The organism is Acinetobacter sp. LoGeW2-3, assembly GCF_002688565.1.
GTDB lineage: Bacteria > Pseudomonadota > Gammaproteobacteria > Pseudomonadales > Moraxellaceae > Acinetobacter.
Genome location: NZ_CP024011.1, coordinates 305,663 through 332,368, shown reverse-complemented (window position 1 = coordinate 332,368; position 26,706 = coordinate 305,663). Strand labels below are relative to the sequence as shown.

The window sequence follows — 26,706 nt, the reverse complement described above, 5'->3', positions numbered from 1 at the left end:
AATAGTCATGGATTTATGGGGGGAAAAGTTATGTCTGAGAAAAAAAATACCCAGCTTTCTGGTTCATTAGGCGTTTTTTCTATCGTCCTAATGGTTGTTGCAACAGCAGCCCCATTAACAGTTATGGTTGCTAATACACCACTGATTATTACGATGGGTAATGGTGGTGGGGCTGCATTTGATGCATTGATTGCTACAGCCATTATGTTTTTGTTTGCTATCGGCTTTGTGGCGATGTCTAAATACATTAGTAATGCCGGTGCTTTTTATTCATATATTCAAAAAGGATTGGGACGGACGATTGGTTTAGGTTCTGCAACACTTGCTTGGATATCTTATTTTTTAATTCTTGTCGCATTAGAAACTTATTTGGGAGTTGCCTTAAGTGACTTGATTGCAACCTTTACGGGTGTAGCTATTCCATGGTGGTTACTAACGTTGTTCTGTATGGCAACGATTGGAGTATTAGGCTACCGACATATTGAACTTAGTTCTAAATTCTTAGGTATTGCTCTTATTCTTGAAATTGCAGTCGTGATACTTGTCGATTTATTCGTATTCGCCGAGCGTGGCTTAACGAATATGGACATGCAAGCCTTTCATCCATCAACGATTATGAGTGGTTCGCCTGGTCTCGGGATTATGTTTGCAATTTATTGCTTTATCGGTTTTGAGGCGACGGTTATTTTCCGTGAAGAAGCGAAAGATCCAGATCGTACGATTCCAAAAGCAACATATATCGCAGTTTTAGGAGTTGGCTTATTCTATATCATTTCCATGTGGTGTGAAGTTACTGTGATCGGTAGCAGTAATATTGTGAATTATGCGACAACTCATGGCGAGTCTACATATTTACTGATTGCAGAGCAGTATTTAGGGACTGTTTCTAAAGACATTATTTTAGTTCTTCTTGTTACAAGCTTATTTGCATGTGCTTTATCGCTGCACAATATTGTGGTGCGTTACCAATACATTTTAGGAAAATATGATGTGCTGCCTAAACAACTGGCTTACATCCACGAAAAACATAAATCTCCTTATATGTCTTCTTTCGTACAAACAGCATCTTCTATCACATTATTTATCATCTTACTGATTCTTGAACTTGATCCAGTCCTCAATATCTATGCATGGGGTGCAACTACAGGAACTTTGGGATATATGGCTATTCTGTCTTTGACTTGTATTTCAGTGGTTGTTTTCTTTAAACGTAATAAAGATGGCGGTTTATTTAAAACTTTTATCGCTCCAAGTTTAGGTTTAATTGGTCTTCTCTTCTGTCTTTGGATTGCAATTATCAACCTGCCAAGCCTGATTGGTAGTGAATCAAATTTGATTGCACAAATTATTCTGGGTGTGCTGATTACAGCATTCTGCCTAGGGGTGGCTAAAGCGAAAATTATGAAGTCTAAAAAACCTCAACTATTTGAACAGTTAAAGGAATTAGCCTAAATATGCTATCCAGCTTAACAAAAGTTAGGCTGGTAACCTTTACAAATTACGAATCAACAACTACTACAGCAAATCTACCAAATATTTAAGTTTTACAAATTTGAACGATAGCTTTTTAGAACCAATAACAAAACTAACGTTCATAAAATGAGAGTATGAAATGTATAAAAAGTTAAGTTTATTTACCTTGATGATGTCATGTGGACTTGCAAATGCATCAAGCCCAGAGGCACAAGAAAATCAGATATCAGTTAATGGAAGTCTTACGATTGTTTCGGATTATGTTTCTCGTGGATTAACTAAGAGCTTGGATAATGAAGGAGTTACATTACAGGGATCTTTATCAATTGGTTATGATAAGTTTTATGCAACATATTGGGGCTCTCAGATAGGCTTTTCTTTCAGAGAGCTTCAAGGTGGAGAAGCTCGGAGCAGTGATAAATTTGAGCATAACTTTATCCTAGGTTATATCTGGGATTATAAGAATGTCGCTTTTGATTTATGGGATGCTACTTATTACTATCAAGGAGGTGATCATCTAACCTCTAATGAAATCGGCCTTACTGTAACAGCTCCAATTTCTGAAAAAGGAACTATAGTTAGTAGTACCTCAGTCTATCTTAATGATGCTTACTATATGAGCAAAGGAGATACTTATTCAAGTTTAAGTTATGTTTATAAGCTTACTGATGCAACAAGTCTGACTTTGGGTGTTGCTGGTTCTTACTTTACTGATAGGGGAAAATATGAAGGACACGGCGTCCTTGATACACAGACAGATCTTACTTATCGATTTTCAACCATTCGAGCTGATCATAGTTTAAATGACAACTTAGGTGTTTTTGCTCAGTACTATTTCGGGGGCTATGACCGATCTGATATTAAGCAACCGAATAAACCAGTACTTGGTTTGACTTATTCATTTTAAATAAAAATAATCCTTAATCTTTTTGGGTCATAAGTTACAGTTGTTCAAATCTATTTTAGAGTTTGAACAACTTTGCTTGATGACTAACTATGTTAGAGTCTATCTGATTAATGAAATAAAATAAGTTTTAAGTTGTTAAGTGGTGGTATATTTTTAAATATAATCAAATACTTATATTGGGTGAGGGAGTCCTATTTTTCTGAAAATTTCAGTTTTAATTTTAATCTACCAAAATCAAAAAACGTACTATGCGTGCACTTCACGCAAGTACAGCTCGTACCGACTTTAGATCATTTATAGAGTTTATTTTGCAAATGATGCTAAATGACATTGTGTCATCTAATGCTAACGATCATGTTACTGCTTAAGCTGATCTATATGCCTAGAATAACCTGATATGGTTTAAACCCCTGCAGAACAGCCTCAGAAATCAATTGAATAAATGCTTCAGTTTTTCCATAAGCCATCCATTGATCTAATGCTTCATAGTAGGCTAGGCGATTTTCGACTGTAATAACGCAAGGAGGGTATCCAGCTTTGAGTAACTCAAGGTTCATCAAGAGGCGAGATGTACGTCCATTGCCATCAATAAATGGATGAATACCTACGAAATCCGCGTGTACTTTAGCTGCACGTTCAATAGGATGAAGCTTGTGTGCTTCTGAATTATACCAATCGACAAGTTGAGCCATTTTGTCATTTAGTAATGTATAGTCGGGTGGGTTAGTCGTCGCACCTGAAATCAATACGTTTTGCTGGCGATAACGTCCAGCATTGTCATCATCAATATTTTTTAGGATGAGTTGGTGGATATTTCGAATCTGCCATTCTGAGAAAGGTTCTTCTTTTCGAATAATATCTTCAACATAGTAGATAGCATTTCTATGGTTGATCGCTTCAAAGTGCTCTCGTAATGCTTTTCCACCAACGGTAATACCTTCCAAAACGACTTTGGTCTCTAGCAATGTAAGTGTATTGCCTTCAATCGCATTTGAGTGATATGTCCAACGAACAATAAGATCTTCTTGTAGATTTTTTACAATTGTTGGGGAAAGAGGGCGATGCTGATCTAATTTTGTTTTTAAAGCATCAATATTTTCAAACATAACCTTATCCCTAGAATTGTACTATTGAATGATACATGAAAAAAGAAACATATAAAAGTAATGATATAACGTATCAATTTATATTCAATTCACACGTGTTAAAATTAGTACCCAAGTTCAAATCCTAAAACGGACTTTGAACAAAATTAGTTTTAGTATTCAATGCACTAAATCGAATTTGGGTAAATAATGGGTACACAAAATTTTAAATATAATAAAAGTTTATTTAAATTAGTAGTTTAGGTTTTGAGTTCAATTGACGCCATCTCCACCAAAATTCTTGTTATAAATCAGCCACTTATACTAAGTGGCTTTTTTATTACCACATGTTTGCCACATTTTTCATTCCAAGAGCTTTCGATTTCGACGTATTTAGGCTGTACGAGTTACGCTAAGTTTCGCAATTTCTTGCTTGTTCTTATCTCCATGCAACCATTTAGTATAGCGTTTGATCAGCATTTGTAGGCTATGCCCAAGTTGATCGGCTACAAACATTGGATTGACGCCATCCATGAGCAACATCGTCGCATAAGTATGCCTTGCATTGTATGCAGGGCGGTGACGTATAGAACACGCTTTCATCGCTTCTACAAGACGCTCTCTAGGTGGTTTTTCATTAAAGAATGGTTCCTTAGTCTTGGGACATAGCATCACATAATCTGTTTGGTAGCCTTGATCTTTTTTAAATTGAAGCAAAGCTTTCAAAGCCAGAGTTGATCGTTCATTCAGATAAACCTCGCGAGAAGTATGTGTTTTGGTCACTTTCTTTTCTAGTCCTCTTACACGGCTTTTGCTGACCTTGAATGTTCCATTGAACCAATCGATATCGCTTTCTCTGAGAGCAATCATTTCTGAAGGCCTACAGCCAGTCCAAAAGGCAAATTCAAAATACCAGTGGTAAAATTTGTCCTCATCATGCAAGCTTTTATCGAGCCAAGCCAATAAGGTTTCCATCTCCTTGCGTGTGAAGGGATCAGGTGTTTCAACTTGGACCTTACGATTCTTAATTTTATTCATAGGGTTTGCAGAAATCTGATTATGCTTAACAGCCAGTTCAAATACCCCTCGTAGAGGAGTTACGCAGTTATTAAAAGTCTTAGCTGTTTGAAAATCACGATCGATAATTACTTCCTCAATATCTTCGGTCGTGATATTTGAGATAGGTGTCAAAGCGAAATAAGGCATCCAGTGAAACTCTAAAATCTTACGATAACCATTTTTAGAATCTTTATTCGCACCTGAAAATTTTAGGAATTTTTGAGCCATATCTTGAAATAAAACTTGTTCTTCATCTGCTGGATTGTTTTCAGGAATTTCAATCCCTTTTACCTTTGAAATATCAGCTTCAGTCAAAATTCCCCATTTAGCTTTGGTTTTTAAATCACTTTTAATTTTAGCGGCTGTACGAATCCCTTCCGCAGTTGGCGGGTGGGGGAGCGTGATAAAATAGCGTTGTTTTTTAACGCTGAAATTGATTTCGATGGCGCCATCTCTAATTCGGACACCAGGTGGTAACGCTTTTTCGTCTGCTCTGTCAGCCATTGGTTATAACCTCTCAGTGAGTAATAGATATTTCCACCTTGTTTTGTCCAAACTAGATCTTGTGGCCAATTTTTTCGTCGATGGGTCAACTTTTGCTCTTCAATGCCTGTGAGTTTTGAGAACACTGAAGCATCTACCCAATCGATAGGTGTAAGCCCTAGCTCTAAAAGAACATCTAAAATTTCGTTTTGCATAAAATTACTTAGCCAGTTGAGCTGATTTTAAAAATTATTCATGGCTAGGCATAAATTTTCCTAGTCATAAATCGTCATGTGAAAAACTTATCACATGAAATTTTTTTAGAACTCGTTTTGTTTAAAACTTCAAAAAAATGGTTATTTTAAAAATTTATGAAATAAATAAATCATTCTTAATCGCATTTAATTGACCATTTAACCCTGTCTATTAGGTACAAGATTTGGTACTTAAATTCTAAATATCATGAGTTAAGTACCATATTTGGTATCTATTGAATCAGCTTAAAAAATTTAAAAATGACTTACTTTTTTTAATTTTTTAAATAAACGCCTTGAGAACGTTGGCAAGCTTTTCACCACTTTTACGATCAATAATTTGTGCAGACATTCCTAAATTTTGAGGCCCATCCACATCAGCAATTTGAGTATCACCAATGAACAGAACTTCATTGGGGTGGCATTGCAATTGATTTAAAAAGTATTGATATATCATCGAATCAGGCTTATAGGTGCCTACCTTGAAACTCCATGCATAGGCATCTAAAAGCGGAAGTATGCTTTGTGCTCTTTCACCATAAGGCGTCGCTGCATTGGAGCAGATCGCCAATGGACTGCTCCCAGTATCCTAGACACGAGACGGCCTCATTTTGAAGCTGCCTCAAAGGCTTCCGGACTCATCCCATCGAGATGCGAATGACGCCTGATTCGATTGTAAAACATCTCGATGTAATCAAATACATCTGCACGAGCCATTTCTCGTGTTTTATAGATCCTCTTTTTAATTCTTTCCTTCTTCAAGCTGCTAAAAAAGGATTCAGCAACAGCATTGTCCCAACAGTTTCCACGACGACTCATACTCGGAACTAAATTATGCTTCTGACAGAATTTCTGCCAGTCTCCGCTACTGTATTGTGAGCCTTGGTCTGAGTGTATGATCACAGGTTCATTGGGTCTGCGTCGCCATACCGCCATTAAAAGTGCATCCAAAACGATATCCTTGGCAAGCGTAGGTTTCATTGACCAACCGATGACTTTTCTCGAATATAAATCGAGAACCACAGCCAGATATAACCAGCCTTGCCAGGTGCGGATGTAGGTAATATCAGTCACCCAAGAGGTATCCGGTGTGTTTACAACAAATTCTCGATTTAAATGGTTAGGTGGCACAATCTGAGGACGACCACGACCATAGCTTTTATGCTTCTTATATCCTCGAACAGCGGCAATACCATTGTGCTTCATGATCTTCAGCACACGATTAGGTCCACAGCTTTCACCTAGCTCTTTAAGATCCAGCGTAATGCGACGATAACCGTAGATGCCATAACTGGCATCATAAGAAGAACGGATGAGCTGTAATAACCGCTTATCTTCAATAGTCCTGCCTGATTCGGGTTCATGCAACCAAGCATAGTAGCCAGCACGAGCAATCTTAAGAACCCGACACATCGTTTTAATCTTAAATTGATGGCTGTATTCCAGGATAAACTGATACTTTACTCGGGCAGGCTTGCAAAGTACCTTGCGGCCTTTTTTAGAATATCCCGTTCCTCTTCAGTTTGTTTGAGCTGACTTTTAAGGCGAAGGATTTCTTTCTTTGCTTCGAGTAGTTCATGTTCATCAGGGTTGTTGCGTAAAGGCTGTACGGCCTTTAGCCATTTATAAATGCTGTGCTGTGATACACCTAAACGTTCTGCCACATCGGTGACAGAATATCCACGTTCAGTAATCAATTTAACAGCTTCATCTTTAAATTCTGGGGTGTATCGTTGTCCACTCATAATGTTCTCTCCTATGCAAAAAGAATAGACGAAATTTGTCTAGGAGAGTGGTGGCAGTCCAAAAGATGGTTATGTGTGTCTAGAATTTTGGTGGCTATTCAAAGCTCATTACAAAATCAATAATTAATAAGATACATCCAATTTTCCCTAGTGTATGGGCAAAGATCCCAACTGCTGAGAGAGATAGAGATTTATCTTTGGAAAAGAAATTTCTTAACGTCACTTCAGCTGTGAGTTGTTCATAAGTCATTAGAACGCCCATTTCAATGCATACTAGAAATAACCCGATATTTCCTAAATATGCACCAAATTCTGTTTTACCATCTACAATATCCGAATAAATTAGGAATAAAGAGAATCCTGCAAATCCAAAACAGAAATACTTGAAATATGATTGCATCTTCATTCGGTTTTATTCAAAAGATTAAGTGCCATCAATCTAATGTATTTGTACAAGAAGTAATAGATATACCTGGAATAAGAGAAAACATTTTTTAGCAACTACAAGGCTAAAAAATTTTAAACTTTCATTAGAAGAGGCCATGTAACGCATGACATATTATTTAAGAAATTTATTAGGCTCATTTGTAGGTTTAGTAGCTTTAACTGGTGCAGTATTAACCCTGTTTGCATATAGCGCTGGGCCTTATATGACCCTAGGTATTATCTGCGGAATCATCCTTATGATATTAGGATTAACGCTCATTGGTTATATCAATGCAGCCACTGCACTGCAAAGTAAGACCCAACAAACCTTATACTTACATTCCGTATTAGTAATTTTGCTCTTCGCTACAGACTTAATTTTTGGCAATTTGGACTTATTGTTCACTATTTTAAGAAACATAGGCTTCTTTGTAATACTGCAGTTTGGAGTCTATCTTTATGTAAAAAAACGACCAATGAGCTTTAAGGAATCTATAAAATTAATATAATACCGCTTATACGAAATACTTGAATTCTCCAAGTCGGGCTTTTTTTATTGTTTTCCCATGTTCCACGGGTTTATGTCGTCTCACTTGACCCCAAAGCAGAAAAAATTGTCCAAATGAAATAAGAATAGATGTTCAGTAAGTGGTTATTGATTTTGCATCCATCTACTTTTATTTAATAGATTATTGTGACTCAATAGTAAAATAAGAGCAATTGCAGCCATTCTTTAAAAAATATTATTTAAGGCTTCCTGTACGATAATTTCTCTAAAAATAAAAAGCTGATCCAAAGATCAGCTTTTATAATCTATTAAAACCAAAGTACTTAAATGCTGTAAATAATTCCAGTGATGAATGCAACCATCACACAAGTGAAGACGATGGGTTTAATTTTAGTTTCAGCGTAGCTCAGACTTAGACCCACCAAAAGGGCAGCAAAACTTAAGCTACCGATCCAATAGCTGATCATATTACTGAGCGCACCAGTGAGAATGCAAAGTATTAGGGCAATGGCTAAAAGTACCCAACCAAAAATTGAGGCAAGTCGTGTTTTGGACATATCCAAAAAATGCCCAAATATTTGTTTTTGATGTTTCTGCATAGATGCTGCTAGTGCAAAGAATCCAAGCGAGGTGATTGACCAAATCAGTAAAAAGAACATCATGATTCAGACCCCTCTACAGCTACTTTACCTTTCTTAGTAACCAAGCCTTTATGATTTTTTACCCGTTTGAATGCAAACCAGAAAATCAGTGCCAATACCCACATCGAAAGATCAAAGGATGCAATCACCCATTGATCATTCATGATGGTGTTCCAAAGTGCTTGTCCACCTGTTAGCACATTCACTATAGGCAGGAGTGCAAAGACAATAGCAGCAAAGGCTAAAAGTTCTAACCATGCTTGACGATGATTTCGCAGGATTGCATAAATCAATACTAATACCCATACGATAAAGAAGCTGCGAATTTCCCAATTTAGACGCATCTCCATATCCGCAGGAATAAAACGGTTGGCATAAAAATATGCGGCACAGGCAATTGGTAAACCAATAATGGCAGCAATGTTAGTCACTTCTACCAAACGGTAACCGAATGATTTATAGCCTTGCTTCTGCTGTTGCGGTGCACGTTTGACACACCATAAAATCAAGCCAGTTGCGACCATTAAGGTTCCAACCACACCGGACATAAATAATAACCAACGTAAAGCTAAGTCAACCCCACGTGCTTCATGTAACGAGGTAAAGATATTATAAATGCCATTAGCAACAGAAGGTGTTTTCAGCGTAGTTTGATCTTCTTTCAACTCACCACTGACACCATTGAAGGCTAAGCTTGGATAGATACTACGATACGCAACACTGACACCGTTCAGTGCTTTGAGTTCAATTTCTGCTTTATTAGTATTTGGCTTAATAATAGTGATAGTTGCGACTTCATTATTAGGCCATTCTTGTTGTGCTGTTTCAAAAACAGGTGCTAAATCTGTCAACGGAGCAGGGCGTTCACGGCGACCTTCGCCACGACCATGTCTGTATTCTCCGTCACCACGTGCATTTTCTCCACGTGGGCGACGTTGTTCACCTTCATGACGTTCTCGACGCCCTTCCGAATGTTCACTACGCGCTTGCATATCACCACGTTCAGAGCGATTTTCGGTATTATCTGAATCTCGTTCTTCACCTTCACTACGAGCTGGTCCATGTCCACCACGTCCAGACATGCCACCACGTTCTTCATTCGATTCAGCTTTATTATCATTCCCCAGAATCAGGCTTTTACGTTGTTCCTGTAAAAAAGCACCGCGATTCTCATAAATCTGGTTGACTCCCCAAGGCATGATAGTAAACAGAAGTAATAATAAACCACTGAAAGTAATCATAATATGAAAGGGAAGTGCAAACACAGCCGTAGCATTATGTGCATCCAGCCATGAGCGTTGCCCTTTACCCGGACGGAAGGTAAAGAAATCTTTGAAAATTTTCTTATGGGTAATGACACCACTAATGATGGCAACCAACATGAGTACAGTCGCAATACCTACGATCCAACGTGCCCATGTGCGTGGCAAGCCATATAATTCAAAGTGGAAACGATACAGGAAACTGCCACCACGGGTTTCGCGTGCTTCTAAGACTTCACCAGTCGTGCTATCAAGCGTAATTCGAGTACCACCACGACGTGCACGAGGATCTTCGTCGACACCACGAATACTAATGGTTGTCACATTTTGGCGCGCATTTGGCAATTGAATTGACCAACTGCCTGCATCAGCATGATGTTGTTGTAAATAATCTAGCGCAACACGGGTTTGTTCAATTTGAGATTTTTGAGGAACAGATTGATGAAATTCTGGTTTCATCCATGTGCTAATTTCATTCTGGAAAAAGCTTAAAGTTCCTGTTAAAAAGATTGCATACAACAACCAGCCTAAAATCAGACTGGCCCATGTATGTAACCATGACATTGACTGGCGTGGACCTTCTGGTTTTGCATCTGGTCTCATATTATTGTCCTAACAAGCGATAGATGATGTAGAGCAAAACACTGGGAATCACGATGCCTAAACTGGCTTTTAGCGTTTTATTCACCATAAAGACCCAAATAAATGCACAGGCTTGCAAGGTGAAGCCAATCAACGTTGCAGACATTGCTGCACTTGTACCAGACTCAGAAAATGATTGTGCGATAACAATGGCAGCAAGCGATGCTAATACATAGCCGCCTAAAGCCGCCAAGAGAAAGCGATAGAAAATCATGAAACGATAAGCCATCATTTTTGGCTTAGATTTAGTTTTGGTCGATGGTTTGGATGTAACGACGTGATCAGTGGCTAAAACATCTAGGGTAGGATTACTCATTATTGAAAAATTCTGTGTATAAATATGGGGGATTTTTAATGTTGCGAATGATAACAATTATTATTTTTATTTTAAATACTTATTTTTAGATATTGTTTTAATAGATATTTTGCATGGTCTCTAACAACTTAATTTATTGTTTTTAACATCAGTCAACCACCCAAAATGATTTATAGAAATTAGTATCCGACTACAGAACCAGAAAAGCGACTCAGCAAATAATAATGATAATAATTATCATTTCTTATTGAATTATCATTTAATTTGACTACAATGAGCCAAAATCTACATATTTACTTCATAATTGGGGCGGGAAATTTTTTAATGAATAGCCAGTTTTTGAAATCGACCTTGGCTTTTGCTGTACTTTCAGCAATGGGCTTATCTGTTCAAGCACAAGAACAAGCAGCGACAGCAAAGCTAGATACTATTGTGGTCACAACTGCAGGTGGATATGAACAGAACATTGCAGATGCTGCAGCAACAATATCGGTGATTACTGCGGAAGAACTTCAAAAAAAATCATATAGTGATGTGACGGATGCATTAAAAAATGTACCAGGTGTTTTTGTACAGGGTGGTGGTACGAACCAAACTGTTTCTATTCGAGGTATGGGCTCAGCATATACATTGTTCTTAATTGATGGTCGTCCAATGAATGACGGAAGTCTATTAACGACTAATGGTGGCGTGCAAGGCGCATCAGTAAACTTTCTACCACCAATTGAATCGATTGAGCGTATTGAGATTATTCGTGGTCCATCATCATCACTTTATGGCTCAGATGCCATGGGTGGTGTCATCAATATTATTACTAAAAAACATCAAGATCGTTTGACAGCGAGTATTCGTACTGAGTACATCAAAGCGGACAAAGCAAATGATGTGAATAATGATGCGACCAATACAAGTTTATATGTCAATGCACCACTGATTGATAATTTATTATCATTACAAGTGACTGCTGGTCTACAAACCATTGAAGAAAGTTCACTGCAAAAAAATACATCAGAAACAGGTGAAAGTGAGCCGGACTTCCAAAAAACTAATATTGGAACCAAGTTCGTATTTACGCCAGATGATAAAAATACCATTACTGCTGAATATACACGTACCCAACAAGAAAGAACCCATAATCCAGGTAAAAGTTATACTAAACACGTTTCTGCAACAGGTTCTAAAATTGATATCGGTGGTAAAGACTTTATTTTATCCAATAACAATTATTATCCAGCTTATGATACTGGTGAAAAGGACAAAAGCGGAAATGCAATTTATCAGTCTGATGTTGTACCCAATACAGCGACATATTCAGATCTGGAAAAAAATAGCTACAGCCTGACACACGATGGTGATTACGATAATTTAAAACTGACGTCATACATCAAGTATGACAAAGATGAAAATAATGCAATTACTGGCCGTACAGTAAATGGCATCACCAACCCAGGCGGTATTTTATTTGAGACATTAACAGCAAATACTCAAGGGACATACTTCTTCGATAAGCATACGCTTACAGTGGGAGGGCGTTACTTAAAAGAAAATCTTGAAGATGGTACTTCAAACCAGAAAGCCGAGATGGCAGGTAAAGTAACTAAAATGGACCGTTACCAATGGTCACTATTTGCTGAAGATACTTGGAATGTCACTGACGATTTAGCATTGACACTCAGCGGTCGTTTTGATGAAAACCAACAATTTGGTGATAATTTCAGCCCTAAAGCATACGCAGTATATAAAGCTACAGATAACTTTACATTTAAAGGTGGTGTAATCTCAGGTTATAAAGCACCGAGTCTACGTAATTCATCGCCTGAGTACATGCTAAACTCCATGGGTGGGGCAATCATGCCTAATCCAGATTTAGAACCAGAAACAAGCTTAACGTATGAAACTGGTTTTGCTTATGAAAATCATGACCTAGGTCTACTAGCGAGCTTGATGTTCTATCAAACAGACTTTAAAGATAAAATTACTCGTTCATCGCGTATGCCAGGTAGCCAAGAGGCAGGCAGTGACTTCTATAAAGAATATCCAGAGCTTCCTTACAATGCCAATGGATATACCTATAACTACAACATTGATGAAGCACAAATTCGTGGTATTGAATTAACGACGGATTATCAAATTACTGACACGTTGAAATATCGTCATTCTTATACGTATACAGATAGTGAGCAAAAGTCTGGTCAGTACGAAGGCAAGCCTTTAAACGATATCCCTAAGCATATGTTTAATGCGGGTCTTGACTGGGATGTGAATGATAAACTTCTATTATGGAGTCAATTAAACTACCGTGGTAAGACAGTAGGCAACACATCGGATGTTCAAACACCAGAATACACCTTTGTAGATGTTGGGGCTGTGTACAAGTATGATGAAAAGCTTCAGTTCTCTACCGGTATTTATAACGTGACCAATAAAAATGTACTTGAAGATGGAAACTCTTGGGTACTTGATGGCCGACGTTACAACTTCGCTTTAAATTATAAATTCTAAGAAAATAGGGCGTAAGCCCTATTTTTAATTTGCTTGATACCAAAGGTTAGTTATGAAAAGAAATCAGGGCTATGTATCTGATACTGTTTATCCAGCATTTTTTTATAAGGAAATGCAACCTGAGTGGTTAAATACCATCACTCAGTTTTTAGGATTTAAAGGCATTAATCTATCAGAACCTTTTTCTTATTTAGAATTAGCCTGTGGCACTGGCATAAACTTGATTGTGGCAGCCATAAATTACCCTGAGAGTACTTTCGTTGGGGTGGATTTTAATCCACAACATATTCACGAGGCCCAAACTTTAGCTGAGCAACTTGAGCTCAATAATATTGAGTTTGTTGAAGTCGATTTTCAGAACTTTCTTGAGAGTAATCAAAGTGATTTTGATTTCATCGTAAACCATGGTGCATATTCATGGGTTGCTTTGGAACAACAAAAAGAAATTTTAGCAATTACCTCTAAATTTCTAAAAAAACAGGGTATTTTTTACCTGCACTATATGTGCTATCCCGGCTCATTGAATTTACAACCCATTCAAAAGTTGTTTAATTTAATTGATCAACACGCACCAATATCATCTCGTGAAAGTATTCAAATTGGTAAATCACTTTTTTCAGAGTTACATGCCCAAGGTGCATTTATAAATCAACCACAAATAGATGCCTTAGTTAAAACACTTAATCATAGTCAAGATTATTTGGCACATGAATTATTGACGGATCATTGGCAACCACTGTATAGCGTAGATGTTCATAGACAGGTACGTGAGTTTAGTGGGCTGAGTTATTTAGCGAGTGCACAGCCTGTTGAAAATTTGGAAAGCATCAGTATTCCAAATGAACTACAACAAATTATTGCAAAAATAAAAATTCCAGAGCTTAGAGAATATTTAAAAGACTTAGTGCGAAATGCTAAACAGCGGACCGACATCTATCAAAAACAGCCAAGTAAACTTCAGCAACATGAGCATTTAGCGTTATTGAAGCAAATTAAATTTGAATTGATGCAATCACGAGTACCATCGAACGTTGCAAAGTTCCAAACGCCGATTGGAGAGATTAGGGCACCGCAAACTTTGATTGAAAAAATGCTAAAAGCTCTTGCCAATGAAAAGTTGGGATTTCATGACTTTATGCAGTTAGCAGAGTTTCAGCAGAATCCTATTTATTTAATTGAAACTTTATTCTTGCTGATGAGTAATCAATATATTTATCCGGTGAGAAGCTCAATAGATCAAAGAAACCAAACCCAGTTGGATCAATTTAATCAACTGATGCAAGCCAAAAAAGTAGCACTCAAATTTATCGAAAATTCGCCTATTCCCATTTATGTTAGTTAATAAAAAACCTCTATATGAGTAATACTGATCAGTTAAGAATTTAGAATCAAACTTATATTCTGAATAGCCACCAAATTTATAGTACTGAATGGCGGTCTATTGAAGTTATAGGAACCTAAGATCTATTTCACAATTTTTATTGCCTGAATTATTAAGGGTAGGGCAATTAAAAAGTATTGCTGCGGAATCAAATAGTGCAACTGCACAATTTGTAGTAAGAACCATTTACTACAACCAGAGTAACATCATGAAGGTATAGAAGTGATTGTAACTTAACTAGTTAGATCGCCTGAATACCTATCCAAGCGGTTGTTAAAAGATCAATAAACAGGTCGTAGAGTTCGTAGGCGTTGGTTGTTCAACCATCTACGAAATGATGTATGAGAACTCACCTTATTACGCTCCTACTTTTCCTAAGAAAGTGAAAATCACTCAGAACCGTATCGACTAGTCAGCTTATGGAATCTATCAGTAGATTGAAAACAAGCTGGCTGATAGAGAATAAGGGATGCATTTACTCCCTTATTATTCTTTATTTTTTATGTTTTATTTCAGAGTTAATCTTCTACCACCACTGCTAATCTATAAAAACATTAACTCTTTAAATTTTTCTCCAAAGATTGAGCAATCAGAGGGTAGCACTAATAATCAGAAACAGTTTGACTTAGCAAGGACATAGTCTTAGGCTTTGCATCTGCTTCAGGTGCTTCCATAGAGAAGTGAAACTGGGAAGTTAGTACAATTTAAATTGTAAGCTAACACTGCCCCCGCAACGGTGAATAGGTTTAAACCTTAAGTCCGGAGACCGGCCTGCTGCTTAACCTAACTAATGCGGCGGGCGTTAAAGAAGGGATTGCATACTTCAATTATATTGAGTTGGTATTGCCTACCCAAAATCCGTCCGCGCGCTTCACATTTATATTTGCACGGGCGGTGCGAAATTTTGGGGTATACCATGAATCAAATGTATACAACCGCTTTAGGTGGTTTGTTAGTCTTATCTCCATTGTCTATGGCAATGGCAGCAGAAAAATCTGTTTTCCAACTTCCTAAAATCAATGTCGTTGCCAACTTGGTTGAGCAAAAAAATGCCAATACTTTAGCAGCAGTAACTGTAATCGATCGTGAAGAAATCGAGCGTAAGCAATTTAATTCCCTACAAGATTTATTGCGTACTATCCCGAGTATTACTTATGTGAGTTCAGGTAGCTTAGGGCAAACTGCTGGGGTTTCCATCCGAGGTACTAATTCAAATGCATTATTAGTATTAGTTGATGGGCAAAAAGTAGGTTCGGCAACACTTGGTCAAATTGCATTTGAACATCTACCAATCGCACAAATTGAGCGAGTAGAAGTTGTACGCGGTCCACGTTCAAGTTTGTACGGTTCTGAAGCGATTGGTGGTGTCGTTAAGATCTATACACGGAAAGGTTTAACAGACGGAGTTAAGCCATTTGCATCATTTACGTATGGTTCACATGAAACGTATGAGGCTAATGCAGGTGTAAATATTCGTCAGGATAATAGCTGGGCGACTTTAAGTGCAGCAGGTTTAAAAACTCAAGGAATTAATGCTTCAACCCTAAAAGAGCCTCAAGACTTAGATAAAGATGGTTATGAGAATGCTTCTGTTTCATTTCGGGCTGGACATCAATTCAATGATAGTTTAGAAGTTGCGGTCAATGCTTTACATGTTGATGGTGAATATGAGTTCGATAATCAAGATGATTGGGGAAGCCCATATACTGATACAGTTAATGTACATGCCAAAATTCAACAAAATGTTTACGGCACTAGTGTAAAATTTAAAGCTAATGATCAATGGACAACTGAGCTGAAAATTGGCCGATCTGAGGATAAAATCGATAGTTTTGATGCATATCCATCTAGTTTTGAAACAATTCGAGAGAGTGCTTCTTGGTTAAATACTTTTGTACTTCATCCAAATCATACTATGGTTACAGGAGCTGATTATCAAATAGATAAAATCAAAAGCAGTAACACTTATGTTGAAAATGAGCGTAATAACGTCGGTTATTTTGCACAGTACTTAGGTAATGTAGGTAAAGTTGAATTACAAGGTGCGCTACGTTTTGATGATAATGAGCAGTTTGGCGATAAAACAACAGGTAGTGCAACTTTAGGTTATCGTTTTAACGATACTCTTTTAGCTTATACAACCTATGGTACGGCTTTCCGTGCACCAACCTTTAATGATCTATATTATCCAAGCTCTGGTAATCCTGCTTTAGCACCAGAAACCTCAAAAAACATTGAGATCGGGGTAAAAGGTCAGCATAAATATGTGAATTGGGAGCTTAGTGCCTTTGAAAATAAGGTAGATAATCTGATTGCTTGGGCACCAAATGCTGCAGGGAATTATGTACCCTCTAATATCAATGAAGCACGTATCCGTGGTGCGGAGCTAGTATTAGGTCAGAACTACGATAATGTATCTTGGAACTTAAATTATACGTACCAAGATCCAGAAAATCGTAGTAAAGGCGCCGAGGGTCAGCAAATTGCTTATCGTCCTAAGCAAATCTTAAATGCGTCTGTAGATTATGCAATCGAGCAATGGACTCTTGGTGGTAGTGTGCATGCCGAAGATCAGCGTAAGACAGGTAACGTTGCGAATCCTGAATTACATGGTTTCGCATTGTTTGATACTCGAGTAAGTTATAAAGTAACGCCTGAATTCGAAGTTCAAGCCAAACTTGCCAATGTATTTGATGCTGAGCACAACACCAACAATGGTTATAACCAAGATGGTCGTACTGCTTGGGTGACCTTGCGTTATGCGATGAAATAGTATTCCGTATGGGAAGCATGAAGGATCCTCATTTATACGTGAAAATCCTTCAGTAAGAGCATATGTAATAACAGTTATAATTCACTGTTGTTTATAGTTTTATTCTATCTAAATTTATCTAATCAAACACCAGTACAGTTTTGTTGTTATACCTTCAATACTCCCGTTTTTGAATGTAATGCGCATGAAAGCCAGACGATTCGTCATCTGGTTTTTCATTAATAAACCGAAATACTGGAACAGCATCCTCTTTTCGTTGAAAGATATATCGATTGACGACACTTCTATTTTTACAAATTGACCTTCTCAGAAGTCATTTTTATTTGGTTTATTTATGCAAAGTAACACATCTCCTCAAGCCAAAACTCAGTATGCAAATAATAAGGTAGAACACATCGGTAGCTTTTTAAGAGCACTAAAACTCAAAAAAGCACGTTACGACTTTGCTGATCGGGTCATTTATGAAGAGACATTAAGACAGGTTGAAGATGCAGAAATTGACAATCTGATCGATATTCAGCTTGATTTAGATTGTACCGTTATGACAGATGGTGATTTTCGCCGTACTTGGTGGCATTTCGATTTTCTTGAGCAATTGCAAGGTATAGAATGCTACAAAACACGTGATGGTTTGAAATATAAAAATGCAATTACTAAGCCTATTGATATCCGTATAACAGGAAAAATTGCTTGGTCCGAAGAACACACAAGTCTGATTCATTATCGTTATCTACATAAAGCAATCGAAGGTTTTGCAACTGCTAAGTATTGCATACCAAGTCCAACCATGTTGCTTTTTCCACACTTAAGAAACAATCATTTTTATGCAGATCGTATCAATGACTATATTGCAGACATTGGGCAATCTTATCGAGAAGCAATTCAATCACTGTATCAAGAAGGCTGTCGATATTTACAACTAAATGATGAGTTTTGGGCATATTTAAGTGATGAACAATATAGAGCAAGTGAAATCAGTTTAGGCATGTCAATTGATGACTTGGCAATGCTAGGTGTAGAAATACTCAATCTTGCACTCCAGGATAAGCCTGAAGACTTATTCGTATCGTTGCATATTGACCATGGCAACTTTAGTTCGAGCTGGTTGTATCAAGGGAATTATGACTTTGTTTCTGATTATATTTTTAAAAAACTAAAGAATATTGACCGTTTTTTATTGGAATTTGATACAGATCGTGCAGGTGGATTTGAGCCCATTTCGAAACTCAAGAATACCGAAGCAGAGGTGTTTTTAGGCTTAATTTCATCTAAAAAAGAATATCTTGAAAGTGAAAAAGATATTTCCCAACGTATCGATGAGGCAACTCAATTTTTACCTATTGAGCAATTAGGGCTGTGTTTACAGAGCGGTTTTGCTTCAACTGAAGAGGGCAACAAAATTTCCTATGATATTCAGTGGGAAAAAATTAAGTTAATGAACAAGGTCGCAAAAAAGTTCTGGCCTTAATTGCATCATGGATGTCTTGTAAAAGTGATCAGTCAAAGTACGCGTATTATTACCTTGGTAATCACTGTAAATGTTTTTATTAATCCTTTTGCAAGATGTTCAAATTCATCAGTATGTTTGAAATTTTTGAGTAAGTAATCTGTTGGTTTGAGAGTAAAGATGTTAAAGGATAAAGAGTTTATTGGTCGAATATGTCGAATGACAAATACCAATAACCCAATTGATTTTAGTGTGTTAAAGGTAATACGTTCTAAAGAAAATTCTATTCTAGGTTTTGAGATATCTAAAAAAAATACAAATGGTGCTCAATCAGAAACGGCTCTAAAAGATGATGTGAAGTTTCAGGAAAATGATACCTGGGTAAGTGGTTCTGATCTGATCATTCAGCTACTTGAGCAAAAAATTAATACGCTTCGGCGTCAAATTAAAATAAGCTCAGCTAAAAGAAAATAAAGAATGTGAATAGGAGAGAATATTTAATTTGTATTTATCTACAATGACATTTTCTCTCCTGAATTTTAAATAATGCTTTAGCTGTAGGATATTCGGTAAATCAAGGTTATGCTTAATTTCTTCCGACACTTAGAACATCATAAATTTTGTATTTTAGTTGAATATTTGACTTCATCTAAAACCCACCATGTAGTACAAAATATTGCTAGTTTTTCAGCCTTTATCGCAATTGCAGACCGTCTCCATTCAGATCATGATATGGCACCGCTTGAGGCTAGCCAGCATTACCCGGAATCAGTCGATAAAGTTCTACATTTTGCCGGAAAAGGGCGAGATATTCAGGATTTTGAGTTATTCCTACAACAAGCCAAGGCAGCGAATATCAACAATCTTTTATTGCTGACAGGCGATAAGCTCAAAGAACATTGCCATGGACAAGAGGGACCGCCCCGTACCCGATACCTAGAATCGGTGAATGCCGTGATGGTAGCCAAGCGCCATGGTGGATTTCATTTGGGTGTGGCCTTTAACCCGTTCAAATATGCTGAAGCTGAGCGTGACGCACAATATTTAAAACTGCACAAAAAGCTTAAGGCAGGTGCAGATTTTATTATTACGCAATTAGGTTACGACATGGATGCTTTAAAACAGGCCAAAGCTTTTTTAAAGCATTACCATTACCCACAGAAAATACTTGCTTGTGTTATGCCGCTGAGTTTGGCACGTGCCAATTTTATGGTGAAAAATAAAGTCGCTGGTATCGTCATCACACCGCATATGCTGAAGGTGCTAGCTGATGAGAAACAGGTAGGGTTGAGTGATCGTGTTTATTTACGTTGCGCTTTACAGATCCTGATATTTAAACATCTTGGATTTGCCGGAGTTCACCTTTCAGCCTGTCACAAGCGTGAAGAGCAGATGCTTTTGGAAAGTTATATAGAACAATATCAGCATCTAGATTTGGTAGCTCTTGAAGCACTCTGGAATTCATTATGGCAAGTGAAGACTGGAAAAGAGTTTGTGCCGGAATTACCTTATTACTCCCGTCAACCCACATCCAGTCAGCTGATTAAATATCAGCAACTACATTTCATGCATGAGGCATTGTTTGAGTCCAAAATTGCCAAGGGTGTTGGACACTTTATTTTTAAAGCCTCATTTTGGGAGCATACACCTGCTGCAAAAGCATTATTGAAAACTGAATTTATCTCTAAGCATGGCGTTGTGGGCTGTGAAAGCTGTGGTCAATGCAGGCTAGGAGATACTTTATATATCTGTCCTGAAACCTGTCCAAAAGGATTGGCGAATGGTCCTTGTGGGGGGACTACTTTAGACCGCTGTGAATTTGGAGATCGGGAATGCATTCATTCTGTGAAAGCCAGACTTGCCAAAGCCGTGGGACAGACTGACGTTCTAAAAGAAAAACTGATTCCAACTGTACCAATTAAAGTACGTGGAACCAGTTCCTGGAAAAATTGGTATCTGGCGACAGAAACTTAGTTTTCGTCATCCATGGCATTCGAATAGAATTTCACACCTAATTTAATCCGGTCACGCCCTTGGCTCATGCGCCAACGGTTGGTGTCGCGTAAGGAATAGACACAGCCGCAATATTCCTGTTGGTAGAACTCTTCCTTCTTGCTGATTTCGAGCATACGAACAGCACCACCATTTTTACGCCAGTTGTAATCCCAATAGGTAATGCCTGGGTAATGTGAAGCAGAACGATGACCACAGTCATTAATCTGCTGCATATTCTTCCAACGGGAAATACCAAGCGAGCTACTTATTAGACTGAAGCCATTTTCGGCTGCATATAAAGCTGTACGTTCAAAACGCATATCAAAGCACATGGTACAACGGATGCCTTTTTCAGGTTCATTTTCCATGCCTTTGGCACGTGCAAACCAATTGTCAGTGTCATAATCACAGTCGATAAAAGGGATAGTATGTTTTTCGGCAAATCGAATATTTTCTTCCTTACGGATGAGGTATTCCTTAACAGGGTGAATGTTAGGGTTATAGAAAAAGATCGAAAAGTCGATGCCTGATTCAATTAGTGTTTCCATCACCTCGCCTGAGCACGGCGCACAGCAAGAGTGGAGAAGTAGTTTGTCATGACCTTCTGGGAGAGTCAGTTTTTGACGTTCAAGTTTATTTGTCATGGTTATAGGGTTTAAATCTAAACCCTATATTTTAGCGATTTAAGTACATCATAAGACTTTGATATGCTGATATTTTCTAATGTTAAAATGAATACTTTTCATGGTGTATAGAATTACTAACATTCAAATAATGAATCTTAAAAAACTATTTAGCTTTAAATCCTAGAACTTCTATATAAGCAATTTCATATACTTTTTTTTGTCGATTAAATTTTTCATGAACAATCACACTAGCTATGACTTCAGTCATTCCATGAAGTTGCTCAGGTTTCACACTATCATTTAATTTCAAAGATACCCTTTTATGATTCAAAGAATGAATAGATCCAGCCCATCCAGTTTCTCGTCTATCTTTATCTGATGCATAAATTGATAAAACAATATCTTGATGGAATTTTTCTTTCTCATCTTGGGTAAGTGGGGTGTAGGTTGCAGGAATAGAATCTAAAACTGAACGGTCAAAAGTGACTTCATTATCATTTTTATAATCAAATTTAATCTCAGCTTTATCTTCCAATTTTGCTGGTTTTGTTATGTTGATAGCATTTTCTGCTAAAGTTTTTTGAGGAATTTTGGACAATACCTCTTGGTACTCTTTTTCACTTAAATAAGGTGATTGAATAGTCGTGTTAATATTATTTACAGTAATATTATTTACTGTTGTTGGTGTCACAGGAGTAGCAGTAGCTAATTTAGTTCCTTCGATAACTAAAGCTATAGTAGACTGTTTAATTATATCTTTGACTGTTTCTTTAGATGGTAGAAGCTGAGTTGCAGTCTTTGAACTTTTCTCAATAACATGTAGAGCCTTTCGAATTATTAATTTGACGTCTAAACTACCGCTTTTTAAATTTTCAATAAAAATTTCAGAATTTATAACTTTGTAATTAGGATATGCCTTTTCAATAAATTTAGAGGTGTAATGAATATTACGTTCTAAAGCTCTGAGACTGGATATAACTTCATCGATAGGAATAAAGTTCGTATTTGAATAAAATATTGAATACTCAGTATCTACTAATATCAATTCAGATTCCTTCACTAAAATTCTCATTAATAATTAATATGTTAAGTTTATATAATTCCTATTGTTCAAACAATACACAAATTAGTGCAGGTAATTTTTGAATAAATAGTTTGTCTTAATGATTCGTCGCCAATTGATAAGTCAACATTCCCAAAATCGTAAAGATCAACGATCCCACCACATGAATCGCAATGGTGGAAATGGCATATTCAAACTTTAAAGATTGTAATAACCCAACCACTTCTACAGAAAAAGTGGAGAAAGTGGTTCAATGCACCACAAAATCCAGTGACTAAGAAAAGCTTATAGTGTGGATTAATAGAACTGTTTGAAAAAAATGATACTGCTAACCCGATAATGAAAGCACCATCAAGTTAACTCCAACGGTTCCGAAAGGTATATGTTCAAAGACACTGTGAAATTTAAGACTAATACTCCAGCGAAGCTAGGCACCAAGTACTGAATCAAGAGCAATTGAAAGAAAGGATATATACATGAAATATGCGTTCCAAATAAAAGTAGAGCGCACGCCTACGAACTCTACTTGGAAAGAGAGTTACGTAGGCATCATCAGCCAGAATTGGCGGTTTGTAGAAGGAGAAATACAGTCTCTTTATATGAAGTTACTTTATACCCAGTGATTGCTTGGTCAAGTGATTTGCAATGTACAAGGAATTCTAAGTTCTTCAACGGGAAATCTAAGATAATCTTCAAAATATATCGTTAGGTAAATTTAAAAATTAATAAAAATAGATATTTGGCACAAAGTTTGCTAATAATGGGCGCATTATACTTATCGGGATTAAGATGAAATTAAAAGCATTAACCATCGGACTTTTTGCCACTGGGAATTTATTTAATTTTGCTTTTGCTGGTGGAACACTTTATCCCCAACTTGAAACCATTCACATTTTTGCACATGCAGATTCTGAAAGCCAAAACGGTATTGCATATTCAGCTTCCCAAGGAACGGTCACTAAAGAACAACTCAAAAATCGGCCTTTGCTTCGACCTGCTGAAGTTTTAGAAACTGTACCGGGTTTAATTGTGACCCAACACAGTGGCGATGGTAAAGCCAATCAATACTTCTTACGCGGTTTTAACCTCGATCATGGCACTGACTTCGCGACCTCAGTCGATGGTATGCCATTAAATATGGTGACCCATGCACATGGACAGGGATATACAGACATGAATTTTGTTATCCCTGAACTTATTGAAAACTTGCATTATCATAAAGGCGCTAATGAGGCGGCTGATGGTGATTTTGCCTCGGCAGGTAGTGTTAAACTTAAAACCATCAGCACACTTGATCGTCCATTTGTACAAATGACATTAGGTTCACACGATTACAAACGTGTCATCGCTGCGGGTGCGGCAGAAATTGCAAATGGTACTTTGCTTAGTGCCGTAGAAGGTTTAAGCAATGATGGCCCATGGGATAGAGAGCAAAATCTAAAAAAACAAAACTATTTATTAAAATACACACGTGGTGATGAAAAGAATGGCTGGAGCTTAACTGGCAATCATTACGATTCTAGCTGGGATTCGACAGATCAAGTGGCTCAGCGTGCAGTTGAACAGGGCTTAATTGGACGTTTTGGTACGCTCGAACCAAGTGATGGTGGAGAGACCACCCGTACATCCATTGCCTTTGAAAAGCTGGTAACGCATGACGATCAACAGACACAGTTCAATCTATATGGCATTCATTCCAAATTAAACCTGTTCTCCAATTTTACTTATTATCTTATGGATGTAGAGCGTGGCGATCAGTTTGAACAAGCTGAGGATCGTTATATCTTTGGTGGAGCTGTGCAGCATAATTGGCACAGTCACTGGGATGATCGGTTGGTGATTAACCGAATAGGCGCATCTACACGCTTTGATGATATAGATGGATTAGGTCTCTATCAGACACAAGGTCGCCAACGTTTTAATACCATCCGTGAAGATCAGGTGAAAGAATATAATGTCGGTGTTTGGGCAGAGAATCAGGTGCAATGGACACCATGGTTCAGGAGTATTGCAGGTCTGCGTGCAGACTACTTCAATTTCGATGTAGATTCAGATTTAGCAGTAAACTCGGGTCATACAGATGACCACATTTTCAGTCCAAAACTGAATTTGGTTTTTGGTCCATGGGCGAATACCGAATATTACGTGAATTATGCTTACGGTTTTCATAGCAATGATGCACGTGGGACGACCATTAAAATCAATCCAGATCCGCGAGATGAAAGTTATCTAGAACAAATAGATGCCGTAGATCCACTGGTAAGAACGAAAAATGCGGAACTTGGCGTTCGTGGACAGTGGTTGCCAAATTTAAATACCACCATTGCATTGTGGCAATTGGATTCAGATTCGGAGTTACTCTTTGTGGGTGACGCGGGTACAACTGAAGCGAGCCGTCCGAGTCGTCGTCAAGGTATTGAGGTGAGTAACTTCTATAAGCCAAATGACAATTGGATGGTAGATGTTGATTTGGCCTTATCCAAAGCACGATATAAAGACCATGCTGAGGAAGGGAGGTACATTCCTGGTGCAATTAATAGAACTGCATCCGCTGGAATTATTTACACACCTGCACAACCATGGAGCATTGGCTTAAGAATGCGTTACTTTGGTGCAAGACCACTGATTGAAGATAACAGTGTGAAATCAAGTGCATCAACTTTGGTCAATCTACAAGCTGGCTACGAGATTTCTAAAAATCTAGAGGCAAAACTGGATGTGCTGAATTTGTTCAACCGTAAAGTGAATGATATTGAATACCTGTATGAGTCCTGTTTAGCCAATGAACATTCTACACCTGAGTGCGATGCAGCTTCAGATAGCCGTGAAGGGTTTGTAGATCAGCATATACACCCAGCAGAAGACCGTAGTTATCGTTTCTCTCTGAAATACAGGTTCTAATCAATTTGGAAATATTCCATGAAAACCTCCCCAGACTGGGGAGGTTTCTGTTTTTTCAGGTAGAGATCGATATTTAGGAAAATATTTAGTAAATCGTTTGGAGGATACCTTAAAGTGAATTTCCTTCATCTTTAACTGAATTTATATCGTTTTACTCATTTAGAAATTCACGCTTAAATAAGTCCATTCAGAAAATTTGCTTTTATTTTAAAAATTTAGGGTTGTGAATCTCCATGAGTAACAAATTTGCATGTTCAATTAAACGTATTCGTTTTGATGAGAACTATGAGCCAGCAAACAGCACACGTTTGACTACGAACTTTGCCAATTTGGCACGCGGGGAAAGCCGTGAAGAAAACCTGCGTCGTACCTTGGCGATGATCAATAACCGTTTTAATAGCTTGGCAACGGTAGATAATCCAAAAGGTGATCGCTATTCACTTGAAATCGATATTATCTCTGCTGAAATTGATATCGAAGGCAACGGAAAAACGTTTCCATTTATTGAAACCTTAAAAAGTACCATCATTGACCATCAAACGGGTGAACGTATTGAAGGCATGATTGGCAACAGCTTCTCGTCTTATGTGCGTGATTATGACTTTAGCGTGGTACTACCAGCTTTAGGGTGCAAGTTTAATGAAATGCCAGAAGACTTTGGCGACCTGCACGGCAAGCTTTATTTACATTTAGTGAATTCTGATGTGTTTAAAGCTGAATTCAAAAAACAGCCTGTGATCTGCTTAAGTGTGTCAACGACGAAAACTTATTATCAAACTGCAAATGTGCATCCGATCTTAGGTGTGGAATACACCAATGATGATTATTCACGTACTGATGCATACTTCGCCAAGATGGGTTTAAGCGTACGTTATTTCAAGCCTCGAGGTGCGAACGCGCCACTTGCATTCTACTGCGCAGGGGACTTGTTACGTGATTACACCGATTTTGAATTGATCAGTGCCATTAGCACTATGGAAAGCTTCCAACGCATCTATCGCCCTGAAATCTACAATACCAATTCACCTGCAGGTGTGGTGTATCAACCAAGCTTGAGCTATGGCGATTATTCATTGACTCGTGTTGTCTATGACCGAGTTGAACGTGGTCAGTTAGCTGTGAAACAAGGCAAATGGACTGAAGAAAACTTCATCAAGTCATATAAACACATCCTTGATGAATGGGCTGCCAATTTCAAAGTAGAAACAGCCTAGAAA

General features: G+C 37.7%; 22 protein-coding genes, 1 pseudogene and 2 riboswitches. Of the genes and pseudogenes, 12 read left to right on the top strand and 11 right to left on the bottom strand.

Annotation, left to right across the window (positions count from 1 at the left end; genetic code table 11):
- Positions 1-30: 30 nt before the first annotated feature.
- Both BS636_RS01580 and BS636_RS01575 read left to right on the top strand, forming a co-directional pair.
- Positions 31-1,452 (top strand): APC family permease, encoded by a 1,422-nt coding sequence (locus BS636_RS01580; RefSeq protein WP_099337217.1) that lies wholly within the window; start codon positions 31-33, stop codon positions 1,450-1,452.
- Positions 1,453-1,612: 160 nt separating this feature from the next.
- Positions 1,613-2,380, top strand: a complete 768-nt coding sequence (locus tag BS636_RS01575) for a hypothetical protein (RefSeq protein ID WP_099337216.1) — start codon at positions 1,613-1,615, stop codon at positions 2,378-2,380.
- A gap of 374 nt (positions 2,381-2,754) precedes the next feature.
- Here BS636_RS01575 and BS636_RS01570 read toward each other — a convergent pair whose 3' ends face one another.
- The 5 genes from BS636_RS01570 to BS636_RS16245 form a co-directional block, all read right to left on the bottom strand.
- Complete coding sequence (locus BS636_RS01570; protein ID WP_099337215.1) at positions 2,755-3,486, bottom strand: Fic family protein; 732 nt, start codon at positions 3,484-3,486, stop codon at positions 2,755-2,757.
- A 372-nt stretch (positions 3,487-3,858) separates the two neighbouring features.
- The gene (locus BS636_RS01565; protein WP_099337214.1) at positions 3,859-5,028 is read right to left on the bottom strand and encodes a site-specific integrase; all 1,170 of its coding nucleotides are present in this window, start codon (positions 5,026-5,028) and stop codon (positions 3,859-3,861) included.
- Between the two features lie 516 nt (positions 5,029-5,544).
- The gene (locus BS636_RS01560; protein ID WP_322872044.1) at positions 5,545-5,832 is read right to left on the bottom strand and encodes an HAD-IA family hydrolase; all 288 of its coding nucleotides are present in this window, start codon (positions 5,830-5,832) and stop codon (positions 5,545-5,547) included.
- Between the two features lie 35 nt (positions 5,833-5,867).
- Positions 5,868-7,006, bottom strand: a protein-coding gene (locus BS636_RS01555; protein ID WP_099337213.1) for an IS3 family transposase whose coding sequence is annotated in 2 segments (ribosomal slippage) — positions 5,868-6,748 and positions 6,748-7,006 — 1,140 coding nt in all. Because the reading frame shifts where the segments join, the coding sequence is not laid out codon by codon here.
- 94 nt (positions 7,007-7,100) lie between these two features.
- Positions 7,101-7,412, bottom strand: coding sequence for a hypothetical protein (locus tag BS636_RS16245; RefSeq protein WP_099337212.1), 312 nt, complete (start codon positions 7,410-7,412; stop codon positions 7,101-7,103).
- A gap of 145 nt (positions 7,413-7,557) precedes the next feature.
- Between BS636_RS16245 and BS636_RS01545 the strand changes: the two genes are divergently transcribed.
- Positions 7,558-7,941: a hypothetical protein gene (locus BS636_RS01545; protein ID WP_099337211.1), complete on the top strand. Its 384-nt coding sequence runs from the start codon at positions 7,558-7,560 to the stop codon at positions 7,939-7,941.
- 322 nt (positions 7,942-8,263) lie between these two features.
- Here the strand turns inward: BS636_RS01545 and BS636_RS01540 are convergent, their stop codons facing one another.
- The 3 genes from BS636_RS01540 to BS636_RS01530 are packed head-to-tail and all read right to left on the bottom strand — an operon-like array spanning position 8,264 to position 10,801.
- Complete coding sequence (locus BS636_RS01540) at positions 8,264-8,602, bottom strand: DUF3325 domain-containing protein (protein ID WP_099337210.1); 339 nt, start codon at positions 8,600-8,602, stop codon at positions 8,264-8,266.
- Positions 8,599-10,446 carry a PepSY-associated TM helix domain-containing protein gene (locus BS636_RS01535; RefSeq protein ID WP_099337209.1) on the bottom strand — a complete coding sequence of 616 codons (1,848 nt, stop codon included), beginning with the start codon at positions 10,444-10,446 and terminating at the stop codon, positions 8,599-8,601. Before BS636_RS01535 ends, BS636_RS01540 begins: the two co-directional genes overlap by 4 nt.
- Before the next feature lies 1 nt (position 10,447).
- Positions 10,448-10,801 (bottom strand): hypothetical protein, encoded by a 354-nt coding sequence (locus BS636_RS01530; protein ID WP_099337208.1) that lies wholly within the window; start codon positions 10,799-10,801, stop codon positions 10,448-10,450.
- Positions 10,802-11,125: 324 nt separating this feature from the next.
- Between BS636_RS01530 and BS636_RS01525 the strand changes: the two genes are divergently transcribed.
- The 7 genes from BS636_RS01525 to BS636_RS01495 all read left to right on the top strand — a co-directional run bounded on the left by BS636_RS01525 (position 11,126) and on the right by BS636_RS01495 (position 20,878).
- Positions 11,126-13,303 carry a TonB-dependent receptor domain-containing protein gene (locus BS636_RS01525; RefSeq protein WP_228206920.1) on the top strand — a complete coding sequence of 726 codons (2,178 nt, stop codon included), beginning with the start codon at positions 11,126-11,128 and terminating at the stop codon, positions 13,301-13,303.
- Positions 13,304-13,355: 52 nt separating this feature from the next.
- Positions 13,356-14,645, top strand: coding sequence for a class I SAM-dependent methyltransferase (locus BS636_RS01520; protein WP_099337207.1), 1,290 nt, complete (start codon positions 13,356-13,358; stop codon positions 14,643-14,645).
- A 319-nt stretch (positions 14,646-14,964) separates the two neighbouring features.
- Positions 14,965-15,096, top strand: coding sequence for a helix-turn-helix transcriptional regulator (locus tag BS636_RS01515; protein ID WP_099339571.1), 132 nt, complete (start codon positions 14,965-14,967; stop codon positions 15,094-15,096).
- Positions 15,097-15,329: 233 nt separating this feature from the next.
- A riboswitch (cobalamin riboswitch) is annotated at positions 15,330-15,474 on the top strand.
- 126 nt (positions 15,475-15,600) lie between these two features.
- The gene (locus BS636_RS01510) at positions 15,601-17,457 is read left to right on the top strand and encodes a TonB-dependent receptor domain-containing protein (RefSeq protein ID WP_099337206.1); all 1,857 of its coding nucleotides are present in this window, start codon (positions 15,601-15,603) and stop codon (positions 17,455-17,457) included.
- Between the two features lie 334 nt (positions 17,458-17,791).
- A complete protein-coding gene (locus BS636_RS01505) occupies positions 17,792-18,925 on the top strand; it encodes a 5-methyltetrahydropteroyltriglutamate--homocysteine S-methyltransferase (RefSeq protein ID WP_099337205.1) in 1,134 nt (377 codons plus the stop codon).
- 198 nt (positions 18,926-19,123) lie between these two features.
- Entirely contained in the window at positions 19,124-19,378 is a 255-nt protein-coding gene (locus tag BS636_RS01500; protein ID WP_228206919.1) for a hypothetical protein, read from the top strand.
- Positions 19,379-19,486: 108 nt separating this feature from the next.
- Entirely contained in the window at positions 19,487-20,878 is a 1,392-nt protein-coding gene (locus BS636_RS01495; protein ID WP_099337203.1) for a methylenetetrahydrofolate reductase C-terminal domain-containing protein, read from the top strand.
- On the opposite strand, the gene BS636_RS01490 is transcribed toward BS636_RS01495, so the two are convergent.
- From BS636_RS01490 to crcB, 3 genes and pseudogenes are all read right to left on the bottom strand, one after another.
- Positions 20,875-21,543 carry an epoxyqueuosine reductase QueH gene (locus BS636_RS01490; RefSeq protein WP_099337202.1) on the bottom strand — a complete coding sequence of 223 codons (669 nt, stop codon included), beginning with the start codon at positions 21,541-21,543 and terminating at the stop codon, positions 20,875-20,877. The genes BS636_RS01495 and BS636_RS01490 overlap by 4 nt on opposite strands.
- A 145-nt stretch (positions 21,544-21,688) precedes the next feature.
- Positions 21,689-22,585, bottom strand: coding sequence for a hypothetical protein (locus BS636_RS16420; RefSeq protein WP_228206918.1), 897 nt, complete (start codon positions 22,583-22,585; stop codon positions 21,689-21,691).
- Positions 22,586-22,685: 100 nt separating this feature from the next.
- A pseudogene (gene crcB, locus BS636_RS01475) lies at positions 22,686-23,066 on the bottom strand (fluoride efflux transporter CrcB).
- Positions 23,067-23,124: 58 nt separating this feature from the next.
- A riboswitch (Fluoride riboswitch) is annotated at positions 23,125-23,192 on the bottom strand.
- A 185-nt stretch (positions 23,193-23,377) separates the two neighbouring features.
- Between crcB and BS636_RS01470 the strand changes: the two are divergent.
- A complete protein-coding gene (locus BS636_RS01470) occupies positions 23,378-25,489 on the top strand; it encodes a TonB-dependent receptor (protein WP_099337201.1) in 2,112 nt (703 codons plus the stop codon).
- A 233-nt stretch (positions 25,490-25,722) separates the two neighbouring features.
- A complete protein-coding gene (locus BS636_RS01465; protein ID WP_099337200.1) occupies positions 25,723-26,703 on the top strand; it encodes a putative oxygenase MesX in 981 nt (326 codons plus the stop codon).
- The last annotated feature ends 3 nt before the right edge of the window (positions 26,704-26,706 follow it).